This is a genomic window from Methylomonas sp. LWB (assembly GCF_001856095.1).
GTDB classification, from domain to species: domain Bacteria; phylum Pseudomonadota; class Gammaproteobacteria; order Methylococcales; family Methylomonadaceae; genus Methylomonas; species Methylomonas koyamae_A.
In genome coordinates this window covers 1-13190 of record NZ_MKMC01000021.1, presented here as the reverse complement: position 1 = coordinate 13190, position 13190 = coordinate 1, and the positions used below count along the sequence as shown (strand labels likewise).

Sequence of the window (13190 nt, the reverse complement as noted above, 5' to 3'; positions counted from 1 at the left end):
GTGGGCAATGGAAGCTTTCTAGCGTATTTGTTATGCAGACGTCGGCGGCAAATTGTCTTATGATTCTCGCGCTTGGATCAAGCTCCAACTTTCGGCGAGGGTGTCTGATGAATCGAGGTATGGCTTTGAAAATCGGCTTGGTGGTCTTGCTGTCGGGATGTGCTAAACCCGGCTTGCAGACCGGAGGCAGCGGTAATCTGGTGTCCGGATCGGCGGCGGGCGGGACCAGCGTCGATGCGAATAAATCGCTGGAGCGCTGCGCCAGTCCCATGGGGACTTTGGCGGTCAGCGATGGCCGTATTACCGGCGCTCAGGCGGTGACGACGGTCGATCCGTTGATCCGCTTGGCGGTGCAACAGTCGAACTGTTTTGCGATCACCGCGATCGGTAACACCGCCACTCGAGCATTGATTAACGAAATCGTCGGCGAACAGCGCAATTCCGGGGAATACCGGGCCGGCTCCAAACAGCATAAAGGCCAACGGGTCGCCGCCGATTATCTGATGGAACCGCAGGTGATCGTGCTGAACGAATCGACCGAAGGGCATCGGGCGGGCGCCTTTGGCGCCGGCTACCGCCATTACTCGCCGCCGGGGCAAATTTCGTTGGGCGGCATTCTGGCCGACTCGCTGGCCGCCACGATGGCGGACGCCGCCGATAAACGGACCACCGATGTGACCCTGACCTTGACCGATATTCGCTCGACCGTGCAGATCGGCATCTCGCAAGGCAGCGCCACCGCCAACCGTTTGCAAACCAACGGCTGGGGCGGCTATTTGGGGGACAGCGTTGGCGCGGTGGTCGGCTTGGCGAGTTTCAAAAACACGCCCGAAGGTTTGTCCACGGCGGCGGCGTTTTTGGATGCCTACAATCAACTGGTCGTCGCGGTTAAAAACTACAAGGCGCAGGAAATCAAGGGCGGTGCCGGTACCGGCGGCGTGTTGAATCTTCAATAGCGACGGGGCGGAATGGCTTGGACCGGCTACGCACCGCGTACCGCTCGAAGTCGCGGCTCGCGATTCAGTTCCCGCGCCGGCTTTCCTGAAACGCCAGATACAGGCGCAGATCGAACTCCAGTTGGTGATAGTCCGGTTCCATGTGGCGGCACAGTTGGTAAAAGGCTTTGTTGTGGTCTTTTTCGCGCAAATGCGCCAACTCGTGGACGACGATGGCGCGCAGGAAGGCGGCCGGCGCGGTTTTGAAAACCGCGCCGATGCGGATTTCGGTTTTGGCCTTGAGTTTGCCGCCTTGCACCCTGGCGACGACGCTGTGCAAACCCAGCGCTTGATGAACGATGTCCAGTTTGTCGTCGTAGACGATTTTGCTGAGCGGAGCGGATTGGCGCAAATATTGGCTTTTCAAGTCCGTCACGTAGTGATAAAGCGCCTTGTCGGTCTGGACGTGGTGAGTCCGCGGGTATTTGCCGGCCAGCCAGTCGCCCAGCTTGCCGCTGCTCAGCCATTGCTCGGCGCGCTCGACCAATTCGGCCGGATAACCGTTTAAATATTTGGAAACCGGGGTGTGCATTGGACCGAGAGGCTTATCGGGCCGGAACCGGCGCGGTCTCTGGGGAAGCGGCGGCGTCGGCCGGCTTGATTCGGCTGCCCTCGCGTAATTTGTCGCTGCCGCCCACGACCAGGACATCGCCGGGAGCGAGGCCTTCCAAAACGGCAACGCGGTCGGCGTCGACCGGCCCGGTCTTGATCGGCCGAATCGTGACGGTTCGGTCGGGTTTAACCCAGTAAACGAAATCGCCGTTGGCGCCGTGCTGAATGGCGGCGGCCGGGGCTAGCGTCGCGGCGGGTAAGGTGTCCAGCCGCAGCCGGATATTGACGAACTGGTTGGCGTACAGTCCGCGTTCGGCGTTGTCGAACCAGGCCTTGAGTTTCAGGGTGCCGGTGGCGGTATCGATTTGGTTGTCCACCGCCAGCAATTTGCCGTCGGCCAATTTGCGCAGGCCGGAGCGGTCGAAGGCTTCCACCGTCAGATTGCGTTCGCTACGCCAGCGGCGCATCACCGCCGGCACCTGATCCTCGGGCAGCGTGAACAGCACGGTGATCGGTTGAATTTGGGCGATAACGGCCAGACCGGTCGTGTCGCCGGCGCGGACGATGTTGCCTTTATCCACCAGCCGCAGGCCGATTTGACCGGCGATTGGCGCGACGATGCGGGTGTAGTCGAGTTGGAGCTTGGCGTTGTTGACTTGCGCTCGGTCCATTTCGACGGTGCCCCGGTATTGGCGTACCAGTGCCTCCTGGGTGGCGGTTTGCTGGGCGGCGATTGAATCCTGTGCCAGCAGGGTACGATAGCGCTGCAAATCCTGCTCGGCATTGCTCAACAGCGCTTCATCCCGCATCAGTTGGCCCTCGGCCTGGTGCAATTGCACCTGATAAGGGCGGGGATCGATCTCGGCCAGCAGTTCGCCGGCTTGTACGGTTTGGCCCTCCCGGAAGGCTACCTTGACCAGTTCGCCGTCCACTCGGCTTTTGATCGTCACGGTTTGTAGCGGGGTGACGGTGCCCAGGCCGTGCAGATAAATCGGCAGGTCGCCTTGGTCGACGGTGGCGGTGGTGACGCTGGCCGCTGGTGTGTCCCCAGCGCCGGTCGAGCCGGGTCGCTCGCTAGGCTCTTCGGTGGCGTGCAGGCGCCAGTAAGCGTAGCCGGCGGTCAGCGCGAACAGCAGCGCGGCGGTCGGCCAACCTGACCGGCCGGCGGAACGGGTTTCGGGAGGTCGTGGATTGTCCATGCGGGCTTACCGTGGTGTCCTTGTCGGCGGGGCGGAGTGGCCCGGCGACTTCGAGGCGTTGTCATAAAAAAGGCATCCGGTGGATGCCTTTTCCAAACCTCGGGCCGGCCGCGCCTTAATCGTAGTGATAGTGTTTGCGTAGCGGTTTGACTACTTCCCAATGACTGTCCAAACCGGCTTGAAAGATCACCAGATCGCCGGGGACGATGCGCACCGCTTCGCCGCCGGTCGGCGTGACCAAGATTTCGCCGTCCAGGACGTAGGCGGTTTCGGTTTCGTCGAAATCGATCGTGAATTTGGATACTTCTTTTTCCCAGATCGGCCATTCGGAGACGCCCAATTCCTGTAAACGCTCCTCGCTGGGATTGTGTTCGATAATAATCTGACTCATGACTTCCTTTCGGGTTCGGGTGGTAAGAGGGTTTGATTCTACCATTGTCGGCGGCGCGGGGCCACGCGGCCGCGTGCTAGAATGGCTCGGTAATTTTAGTCAAGCGGGGCCGGGCGTCACAGTTCGAGTCCGGCACATTTCGGGCGGGGGCCGATTTTGAAGACTCTACAACACGTCAATATGCACGAGGCGATCGCCGCGTTGAGCGGCGCTCTGGACCTGGTGGGCGTCGACGAAGTCCGCCACGGTAAAAGGGTGGCGATGATCGCGCGCGGCGTTGCCGATCGTCTGGGTTGGTCGGCCACCGATCGGATGGCGATGTTGCATGCCGGCATGTTGCACGATTGCGGCGTGTCGCGGATTCACGAGCACCGTCAGTTGACCGAGACGCTGGAATGGGACGGCGCGGAAGATCATTGCATCCGCGGCGCCGAGTATTTGGCGGCCTGCCGGCCGGTTGCCCATCTGGCCGACGACATTCGTTATCACCACACCCGTTGGCGGACCTTGCTGGAATTGCCGCTGGCGCCGGACTTGCGCTTGCGGACCAATTTGCTGTTTCTGGCCGATCGTATTGATGTGCTGCAGGCGCCGTTCTTGAATAGCGAGCATATTCTGAACGAGTTTTCGAACATCATCGCCCGGATTCGCGGATTGGCCGGCTTGCTGTTTTGCCCGGAATTGGTCGAGGCGTTCGCCGAGTTGGCGGAGGTCGAGGCGTTCTGGCTGGCGATGGAGCCGGAATACCTCGACGAGGACTTGCGCGTGATCGGCGCCGGTTTGGAACCGGTGTTGCTGGACATGGCCGAGCTTAAAGATTTGGCGACTTTGTTTTCCCGCGTGGTCGACGCCAAGACCCCATTTACCGACGAGCATTCGCAACGGGTGGCGTTGATAGCCCGCGAATTGGGCGCCGATTTCGGATTATCCGGTTGCCATCTGGAGCAGATTGAAATCGCCGGCTTGCTGCACGACATCGGCAAACTGCGCGTGTCCGAGGACATCATCAATAAGCCGGGAGGCTTGACGCCGTCCGAACGGGCGACGATGCACCGGCACAGTTACGATACCTTCAGGATTTTACTGCGGGTGTTCGCCGATTCCAAAATCCCGATTTGGGCCGGCTATCACCATGAAACCCTGGTGGGAGACGGTTATCCGTTCCGTAGTCAGCCCAAGGAATTGGATTTGGAATGCCGGATCATCGCGGTGGCCGATATTTTTCAGGCCTTGATTCAAGTGCGGCCTTACCGTCCCAGCGTGACGGCGGAAGAGGCTTTGGCTGATTTGCGCCGGCGCGTCGCGGAAGGCAAGCTGGACCCGGACGTAGTCGGCAAGTTGGCGGCGCGCGCGGAGGCTTACTATCAATTGGCGAGTGCCTGACGCTAGACTGTCGGCGGCCGACTCTATCTTGACCAAGGTTCTGGTACTCGCTCGGCAGCGGAGACCGCTCGAAAAGGCAGGATTTGTAGGGAGAAGGGCACTTGTCGTGCGCGGCGTTCGTCGGAAAGACCAAAACTCTTCCGGTGCCGGAGAGCCTTCCAGCACGGCTAAATCCCGGCCTACGCCACCGGCTTTCATTTTTCGTGGGGATGCAGGGGGCGAGACCGTTAGGTTAGCGCCGGTCGCGGCGGCGGTCCTCGCCGTCTTCGCGCGGCGATTCGTTAATGGCTTGTAGCGGATCGAAGCCCAGTGCGTCGGGCGGTCGGCGCCTGTCCAGCAATTGTCGGCGATCGTTTGGAGACGGCCGGTGCGGGTAAACCCGAATGCCGGTTATCGTTTGCAAGTTGCGCAATTGTGGATTGGGATTCAGATAGTCCGCCAGCCAGACCGCGAACAGACCCGCCCCCACGCTGGCGGCCAACGCGATCGCGGCGGCCAGCCAATAATCCGGTCGAATCGGTTCGGTCGGCAGGGTTGCCCAATCGATCACGCTCAATTGCGGATGGGTCTGGCGCTGTTTGACTTCGATGTCCGCCAAGCGCTGCTTGGTGTCTTGCTGCAGTTTTTCCAGGCCTTCCAGTTCTTGCAGCATCGCTTGGTATTTTTCGAATTGTCCAGTGTATTCGGCGGCTTTTTGCTTGTGTTGAGCCAGTTGCTTTTGCAAATCCGCGACGGTGCGTCGGGCGGCCACGTAGGCGGTGTTTGCTTCCTGCAACATGAAATCGGTGCCGCTATGCTCTTTTTCGCTGATCTTGGCATCGAGTTCGCTCAACTGCTGTTTGACGATTTTCATGGTCGGATGAAAATCGATGTAATGCTCGGTGTAGCGGCCGCGCAGGTTTTCCAGTTTGTCGCGCAAGCGCTCCGCGGTTTCTTGCAGAACCGCCAAACTGCGGCTGTCTTGGTTCGGAATTACCGGCCGACCTTCTTCGATCGCGGCGCGGATCGCTCCGACTTTCGCTTTCGCCTTGGCTTCTTCTTCCAGCGCGTTATTCAGGGAGGCGTTGAGACCCTGCAGGCGGGCGTGGGCTTGGTTGTCGCTACTATCTTGGGACAGAATATTGTGGGTTAGTCGGAACTGATCCAATTCGCGGCGTTTTGCCGACAACAATAGTCCCACCCGATCCAGTTCGCCGTCCAGAGTCGCCGTGGATTGAGCGGTGACTTGGCGAATGTAGTCTTCGCGGAGTTGTCGATAAGTTTCTATCCAGGCGTTCAGAATCACCTGCAGTTTTCCAGGGTCGTAGCCTTCGGCGTGTAATTTAATCAGATTGCTGTCGGCCACCGGCGTGGCGCCCAGCATCTTATGCAGATCCGCGACGTCTGTCGGCGCGGACCGCTCGCTGAGATGCGCGGCGGTTTTTTCGAGGATGTCCTGGCCGAGCAAGACCTGGGCCTGGATGCCGGTCTGTTGCGGATCGGCCTCGGCCGGCGCTTGGTCGACCTGGGCTGATTCGCTGGTCAATACCGAAGCCTCGCTACGGTATATGGCCGGTTGCATAAAAATCAGAATTTGAGAAATCGTAAACAACGGCAGGAAGGCCAGCAAAAACAAGCTGATGCGCTGCGGAATTCTTAATGGCGGTGTTGGGTACGCGTTAGCGTATTGTCGGAACGATTTGAGAAACATCGCTGTGTTCTCCTCATGTCGGCACAAATTACGGTGGTTCTTGCGGTCGGCGCATGTGCCGGACCGTGCGGTGGAGCTAGGCCGAAGCAAGGCGCCGGAAGATCGCCGGCGTGGCTGGAAAGGGCAGGGAGGTCCGCCGAGGTACGCAGTGTAACGCAATCGGCGGCGAGTGTAATCGGGTTTTCCAGGTTGTCGGGCGACATGCGTCGGCTATAGTCCTATTCATGTATTGCGATGGGCGTTTGCGCGCCGCCGGGAATAGCGGTGGATGGGGAAAGGGGAGAAGCGTTGGCTCGCCCACGGTGCGCCGCGATGTGAGCGGTCTTGGAATAGCACGGCGGCGGATTCGCAAAATGTGCGAGACAAATCAATATTTTGTGGCATCCAAGCGTGTTAGGCCGGTCGATCTATTGCACAATGCCGGCTCGATTTTGGTGGGGTCTATGTCTGCGAATAAAGCTGGAATAATCAGAATGCATGTTTACGAACTCAGAGTCGGAATGTGCGTATGCGAGTTGGAAGCACCGAAAGGCGAAAATCCGTTTATGCTGGATCGCATTGTCATCGAAAGCCATGCGGATATTCAGGCCATACAGGCGGTTTGCGATTACGTTTATATCGACGTCAAGTTTCAAAAAGACCATACCGGAGCCATTCCGACTCGCTCGACCGAGGCGCGCAAACAGCTCAGTTTTGCCCGTTCTTTCGAACAGACCGCCGTCACCTTTCAGCGCGTCGGCAATTTGATTAAGACCGTGCTGGACGATATTCGCTTCGGCAATCAATTCAATACCGAGGCAGTCAAGCAAGCGGTTGCCGAATGTGTCGACCAAGTGCTGGAACATCCCGAAACCATGTTATTGCTGACCCAGTTGAAGGACCAGGATCAATACACCGCTCAACACTGTATGAATGTGTGCATTTTGGCGATCCTGCTCGGCAGGGAATTGAAGTATTCGGTCGAAGACCTCAACAAGATCGGCTTTTGCGGGTTGATGCACGACGTCGGCAAAATGAAGGTGCCGTTGGAGATTTTGAACAAGCCCGGCAAGCTCGACAAGTTCGAACTGGACATCATGCGCAATCACACGGTCTACGGCCGCAACGTGTTGATGTCGGCCAGAGGGGCATTCCCCGGCGCGGTCGATGTCGCGCACAATCACCATGAACAACTAAACGGCGGCGGTTACCCGCGCGGCTTGGATAAATCGGCGTTGTCCGATTTCACCAAAATGGTTGCCGTCGTCGATACCTACGACGCAATGACCAGCGACCGGGTTTATCAGCACGGTCAACCGCATTTGATTGCGTTGGGCACGCTGGTCAAGGGGATGAGCCAACGTTACGAAGCCCATTACGTCACGCATTTCATTAACTGTATCGGCTTTTATCCGCAGGGCAATGCCGTCGAACTGAGTAGCGGCGAAATCGGCATCGTGGTCGAACAAAACAAGGCCGATCGTTTGAAACCAAAGATATTGATCGTCAAGGATAGCCAGCGCAACGACATCGAGCCCCGGTTGCTGGACTTGGCCAAACCGGTGGTCGATCCACAGGGAAACCGCTATGCCGTCAAGCAAGTGGTGCGAGCCAAGGATTATCAGCTGGATTTGAACGAATATTACCGGGATGGCTTGTTCGTCAAGGACTACGCCATAGTCGGAGCCTAGGGGCGCGGCGGACGGCTGGCATGATAAAAAAAATTAACGCCGAGCAGCTGGAGATCGGGATGTATATCGTCGATACCGATCGAAAATGGTTGGACTTGCCGTTTTTTCGAACCCGCTTTGCCGTGACCTCGGCCAAACAAGTCGCGACCTTGCGCGAGTATTGCCGGTTTGTGTGCATTGACACCGCCAAAGGCAAGGATATTAGCGATTCGCCGCCGGCCGGCGCGATTCCCTCGAGCGCGGATCTGGATACGACGACTTGGGAAGGCTGTTACGCGGCGGTTCGTCTCGGCTACGCCGACGTTTTGCGGCGCGCGGCGGCGGAAAATACGCTGGATTTTGCGACGGTTGATAAGCTGGCGGCGGAGCTGGAGCAGGGGATTTCGCCGGGCTCCGGGCGGGTTTGGGGAGGCTTGATGCGCGCTACCCAACCGGACCCGGCCGCGAAAGCGGTCAATGCCGCCGCGTTGGCGTTGGTTTGGGGGCTGGCGACAGGACTGTCGGCCGAGGCCTTAAGACACTTGGGTAGCGGCGCGCTGTTACTCGACATTGGCCTACAACGTTTGCCGGACGCGATACGAACGGCCGAGCGGCCCTTCGATGCCGACGAAACGGCTTTGTTTCGGCAACATCCGCAATGCGGACGCGATATGTTGCTGGCGGCTTCCGACGTACCGATCGAGGTATTGGACATCGTGCTAAATCACCATGAACGAGCGGACGGCAGCGGCTATCCGCGCGGACTCGGCGGGGGAGATTTGAGCCGAGCGGGGCAAATCGCGGCGATGGCCGCCGAGTGCGAGGATTTGTGCTGGGAACACGCCGGTCGCCCGGCGATGAGCGGTTTACAAGCCTTGGCAAGCATTTATAACGCCGGAGCGCGGCTATTCGACGGCGATTTGACGGCCGATTTCGTGCGGGCGCTAGGCGTTTGGCCGCCGGGTTGTTTGGTCGAACTGGCCGGCGGCGAGTTAGCCGTGGTTGGGGACATTCCGGCATCCGAATTCGGCGCGCTTAGCCTAAGGCCGGTCACCAATTCGGCGAAGGAGTTGCTTGATTTTGCCGCCGATCCCGATCGCACGGTGAGGGTATCGGCGAGTGAAATCGTCCGAATACTGTCGTTGGCCGACCCGATTACCCGATTTGTCCGCTATTACCTGCGGCAATGCGGGGGCCATTAAAGCCGCCGGCGAAACTTAGCCCGGCTGGCTTTTAGCGCGGGCCGGCAGCAAGCTTCTCGCCAACGCCACGACACTGTCGGCCTTGATTTGATTGATCGAGAAATCCAGCTTGTTCAGTTTGAAGGGGTCGACGACGGACGGCGACTTCAACACCTTGTTGATGGCCGTTTGGTAAACCCGGCTGACCGGCGTCGGTCCGAACAGCGTAATCGATGGCCGGTTCAAACCCCAGGCCATGTGGGTCGGTCCGGTGTCGTTGCCGATCAACAGGTCGCAACGGGCAATCGCGGCCTTTAGGTCGTTAAAACTCAGTTTCGGCAGCGGCCGCGCCAGACTGCGTTCGGCCAGCCATTGCGCCATCCAGTGTTCTTGCTGGCTGCCCCAGCAAATCAGCATATTGGCTTCCAGGCCGAAAATGACCCGCAGGTACTGCTCCAGCGGATAATTGCGGCTGGCCCAGGTCGAGCCGATCACCAAAATGACGTTGGCTTGGTCCGGTGCGAAGTACTCGTTCAACTCGGCGGTCGGCGGCGTGAAGTACAGAAAGGGTTGTTTGGCTAAAATCCGCTCGGGGCCGATGTCCAGGCCCAGCGGTTGGGTCAGCACCGCGACGTTGCGGTCTATCGTGTTGGCATCGTAGGGAAACGCCACGGTTTCCCGATAAAACCAGGCCGCGAATGTCTCCCGAATTGAATCCCGGTCGAAGCCGACGCAGTTGGCCGACAACAGGCGCGCGACCAGCGCCGATTTGATCAGCCCCTGGGCGTCGATGACCAGATCGTAATTCGCGGCGGCATAGCCGCGCACCTTGGCAATTTCGCTAAAAATCGCGGCTTTGTTCGATTTCAGCGCTTTCAGATTGACGGTCAGGACTCGGTTGACGTGCGGATTGTGCTCGATGACGCCGGCAAAGCCAGCCTCGACGATCCAGTCGATTTCGCTATCGGGCAGGGCGGCCTTGATAAATTGCAGCGCGACCATCGCATGGACGATGTCGCCCAGAGCGGACAGTTTGACGATGGCGATTTTCATCCGCTCAGGGGGCGAGTAGCGCCAATACCCGCTCCGGCGCGATGTCGGCCAGACAGCGGGTGTGACCGAGTGGGCAGTCACGCTGGAAACACGGCGAGCAATCCAGGCCCAGGGTCAGAATTCGTGCGTTGGGGTGTAAAGGCGGCGTGAATCCCGGATCGGACGAGCCGTACAGCGCGACGACCGGCTTGTCCAGGGCGGCGGCGACGTGCATCAAGCCCGAGTCGTTGCTGACGACCGTATCGGTCAGCGACAGTAAATCGACCGCTTCGGCCAGCGCGGTTGCGCCGGCGAAATTGCGGCAAACTTGGCCGGTCAGATCGTTGATGGCGTTAGCCACTTCGCGGTCCTTATCCGATCCGAACAGCCATACCTGCCAACCCTCCGCGTGTTTGGCCTTGGCGACGGCGGCGAAATGCTCGGCCGGCCAGCGTTTGGCCGGACCGTATTCGGCACCGGGGCAGAGCGCCAAGATGTTAGTGTCGGTCGCCACCTCAAACTGGTCTACGACTCGCTGTCGTTGTTCGGCGGTTATCGCCAATTTCGGAAACGCATAGGCCGGCGGTTGTTCGGCGTCGGCCGGCAGGCCCAGCGCGACGAAGCGTTGCACCGTCATCGTCAAGCGGCGCTTATTCAGCCGGCGAGCGTCGTTCAGCAAGCCCCAGCGCAGTTCGCCGAGATAGCCGGTGCGTTGGGGAATGGCAGCGAAAAACGGCACCAGCGCCGATTTCCAGGAATTGGGCAATATGATGGCTTGATCGTAACGCCCCCGCAATTGCCTACCCAAACCAAAACGCGCGCCCAAGCCGAATTGGCCGTGCCCCAACGGCATCGCGATGCCAGCGCGCACTTCCGGCATCCGCGCCAACAGAGGCAGCGACCAGGCCGGCGCCAGGACGTCGATGTGACACTCGGGGTGTTGTTGCTGGAGGGCGATGAACAGGCTTTGCGCCATCACCATGTCGCCGACCCAGGACGGGCCGACGACCAGGATGCGATGCGGGGAAGGCACGTCGGCTTAGGACACCAAGCTCAACCACTCCTTGCGGTCGGCGCGGCGGCCGTGAACGTAATCGAAGTACAAGGCTTGCAGTTTTTCGGTGACGGGTCCCCGGCTGCCGGAACCGATGTCGCGGTTGTCGTACTGGCGGATCGGCGTGACTTCGGCGGCCGAGCCGGTAAAGAAGGCTTCGTCGGCCACGTAAACTTCGTCGCGGGTAATGCGTTTTTCGATGACTTCGTAGCCTTGCTCGCGAGCGATCGTGATCAAGGTGTCGCGGGTGATACCTTCCAGCGCCGAGGTGGTTTCCGGGGTGTACAGTTTGCCGTTGCGGACGATGAACAAATTCTCGCCGCTGCCTTCGGCGCAGAAACCTTCGTGGTCCAACAACAAGGCTTCGTCGTAACCGGTGGACAGGGCTTCTTGCAACGCCAAAATCGAGTTGATGTAGTTGCCGTTGGCCTTGGCTTTGCACATCGTGCTGTTGACGTGATTGCGGGTATAGGAGGACGTGCGGATGCGGATGCCTTTTTCCATGTTTTCCGCGCCCAGGTAAGCGCCCCAAGTCCAGGCCGCGATCATGACGTGGACTTTCAGGTTGTCGGCGCGCAAACCCATGCCTTCGGAGCCGAAGAACACCATGCTGCGGATATAAGCGCTGTCCAGGTTGTTCTTGGCGACCGCGTCCTTGTGGGCCTGATTGATCTCGTCCTTGGCGTACGGCATTTTCATGTTCATGATATGCGCGGAACGGTACAGACGGTCGGTATGCTCGGCCAGCTTGAAGATCGCGGTGCCGGCGTCGGTTTTATAGGCGCGCAAACCTTCGAACACGCCGCAGCCGTAATGCAGGGTATGAGTCAGCACGTGCACTTTCGCATCGCGCCAAGCGACCCATTGGCCGTCTAGCCATATCCAACCGTCTCTGTCATCCATCGTTGTCATCGTCTGAACCTGCTGTGTTGTTGAGTGTTAGCGCGCCGCTACGGCGAGAATCGGGCGCAAATTGTACTATAAACCCGGCAATCGCGGCACTGGTCGGGCACGCCGGACGGTTTTCGCCAACCGGGCTACTTTTCAGCGCCGCGTTTACCAAAATTTACCTTTCCAGGCATGGTTTTACGCGCCTTGCCGGTTAAAATTCATCCACGGTCGCTCCGTAGCGGATATTCAGGGGGCGGCGTTTGCGATCGACTTTAACAATCAGGAGGAAGCATGTGCAGTGAAAGGAAATGGGCCGGAGTTGCCGCCGGTTTGATGCTGGCGGCCGGTCAGGCCGACGCCGCGTCGTTTCAGATCAATTTGAACTTTAGCGGCTTGACCAGCGAACAGGAAAGCTATTTCCAAGACGCCGCCGGTTTTTGGGAATCCATTATCACCGGCTACGATAGCGCGGTAACTGATCAACGCATCAACGGCGTCACGATCAGCGCCTCGGCGGCGGCCATCGACGGTAGCGGCGGAACCCTCGGCTCGGCCGGACCTACCCAGACCTGGCAAAGCAGTCGTTACAACACCGGCGGCTACTCGCTTACCCGGCTTGGCGACATGAAATTCGATACCGCCGACATCGCCAATATGATCAGCAACGGCACGTTCTTATCGGTGATCGAGCACGAAATGGCTCACGTGCTGGGCTTTGGTACCTTGTGGGAAGCCAATGGCTTATACGCCAGCGGCAGCGGCCAATACACCGGCGAATATGGGGTGGCGGCCTACCGTAGCGAATTCGGTCAAGCCGGCGCGACTTACGTGCCGGTGGAACAGGGCGGCGGCAGCGGTACCGCCGACGGCCATTGGAACGAGGTCGACAAAGGTGCCGCCAATACCGGCATCGTCGATACCGAAGGCCACGACATGCGTTACGAACTGATGACCGGCTGGCTGAATGCGCCTGCCTTTTTGAGTAATACCACGATACAGTCGTTCCGCGACCTGGGTTATTCCGTGGTCGCGCCGGTGCCGCTGCCGGCTTCGCTATGGATGTTCGCGGGCGCGCTGCTGGGATTCGTCGGATTGCCCGGCCGACGCCGGTCGGCTTGATGGCGGGCGCGGGTAGCGGTCGGCATCGGCGCGCATCCGGCTGCTCGGCCCGCC

At 59.4% G+C, this 13190-nt stretch carries 12 protein-coding genes; 5 read left to right on the top strand and 7 right to left on the bottom strand.

Annotation, left to right across the window (positions count from 1 at the left end; all coding sequences use genetic code 11):
- Positions 1-119 precede the first annotated feature (119 nt).
- Positions 120-956 (top strand): penicillin-binding protein activator LpoB, encoded by an 837-nt coding sequence (locus BJL95_RS10385; protein WP_254786767.1) that lies wholly within the window; start codon positions 120-122, stop codon positions 954-956.
- A gap of 64 nt (positions 957-1020) precedes the next feature.
- Here the strand turns inward: BJL95_RS10385 and BJL95_RS10380 are convergent, their stop codons facing one another.
- The 3 genes from BJL95_RS10380 to BJL95_RS10370 all read right to left on the bottom strand — a co-directional run bounded on the left by BJL95_RS10380 (position 1021) and on the right by BJL95_RS10370 (position 3137).
- Positions 1021-1527, bottom strand: coding sequence for a M48 family metallopeptidase (locus BJL95_RS10380; RefSeq protein WP_071157746.1), 507 nt, complete (start codon positions 1525-1527; stop codon positions 1021-1023).
- 13 nt (positions 1528-1540) lie between these two features.
- Positions 1541-2746, bottom strand: a complete 1206-nt coding sequence (locus BJL95_RS10375; RefSeq protein WP_071157744.1) for an MdtA/MuxA family multidrug efflux RND transporter periplasmic adaptor subunit — start codon at positions 2744-2746, stop codon at positions 1541-1543.
- Between the two features lie 115 nt (positions 2747-2861).
- The gene (locus BJL95_RS10370; RefSeq protein WP_064028806.1) at positions 2862-3137 is read right to left on the bottom strand and encodes a cupin domain-containing protein; all 276 of its coding nucleotides are present in this window, start codon (positions 3135-3137) and stop codon (positions 2862-2864) included.
- Positions 3138-3293: 156 nt separating this feature from the next.
- Here BJL95_RS10370 and BJL95_RS10365 point away from each other — a divergent pair, with 156 nt between their 5' ends.
- Positions 3294-4520 carry an HD-GYP domain-containing protein gene (locus BJL95_RS10365; RefSeq protein WP_231883661.1) on the top strand — a complete coding sequence of 409 codons (1227 nt, stop codon included), beginning with the start codon at positions 3294-3296 and terminating at the stop codon, positions 4518-4520.
- A gap of 232 nt (positions 4521-4752) precedes the next feature.
- On the opposite strand, the gene BJL95_RS10360 is transcribed toward BJL95_RS10365, so the two are convergent.
- Positions 4753-6210, bottom strand: coding sequence for a hypothetical protein (locus BJL95_RS10360; protein WP_071157742.1), 1458 nt, complete (start codon positions 6208-6210; stop codon positions 4753-4755).
- Positions 6211-6683: 473 nt separating this feature from the next.
- On the opposite strand from BJL95_RS10360, the gene BJL95_RS10355 reads away from it, so the two are divergent.
- Both BJL95_RS10355 and BJL95_RS10350 read left to right on the top strand, forming a co-directional pair.
- Entirely contained in the window at positions 6684-7880 is a 1197-nt protein-coding gene (locus BJL95_RS10355; RefSeq protein ID WP_175463698.1) for an HD-GYP domain-containing protein, read from the top strand.
- Between the two features lie 20 nt (positions 7881-7900).
- Complete coding sequence (locus BJL95_RS10350) at positions 7901-9061, top strand: HD-GYP domain-containing protein (RefSeq protein WP_071157738.1); 1161 nt, start codon at positions 7901-7903, stop codon at positions 9059-9061.
- 15 nt (positions 9062-9076) lie between these two features.
- Here the strand turns inward: BJL95_RS10350 and waaC are convergent, their stop codons facing one another.
- From waaC to BJL95_RS10335, 3 genes are read right to left on the bottom strand one after another with little or no spacing between them, the layout of a single operon-like run.
- Positions 9077-10093: a lipopolysaccharide heptosyltransferase I gene (waaC, locus tag BJL95_RS10345; RefSeq protein WP_071157736.1), complete on the bottom strand. Its 1017-nt coding sequence runs from the start codon at positions 10091-10093 to the stop codon at positions 9077-9079.
- A gap of 4 nt (positions 10094-10097) precedes the next feature.
- Positions 10098-11105, bottom strand: coding sequence for a lipopolysaccharide heptosyltransferase II (gene waaF / locus BJL95_RS10340; protein ID WP_139306212.1), 1008 nt, complete (start codon positions 11103-11105; stop codon positions 10098-10100).
- A gap of 6 nt (positions 11106-11111) precedes the next feature.
- Positions 11112-12038 (bottom strand): branched-chain amino acid transaminase, encoded by a 927-nt coding sequence (locus BJL95_RS10335; protein WP_071157734.1) that lies wholly within the window; start codon positions 12036-12038, stop codon positions 11112-11114.
- A 270-nt stretch (positions 12039-12308) separates the two neighbouring features.
- Between BJL95_RS10335 and BJL95_RS10330 the strand changes: the two genes are divergently transcribed.
- Positions 12309-13136: a leishmanolysin-related zinc metalloendopeptidase gene (locus BJL95_RS10330; RefSeq protein WP_071157732.1), complete on the top strand. Its 828-nt coding sequence runs from the start codon at positions 12309-12311 to the stop codon at positions 13134-13136.
- Positions 13137-13190 lie beyond the last annotated feature (54 nt).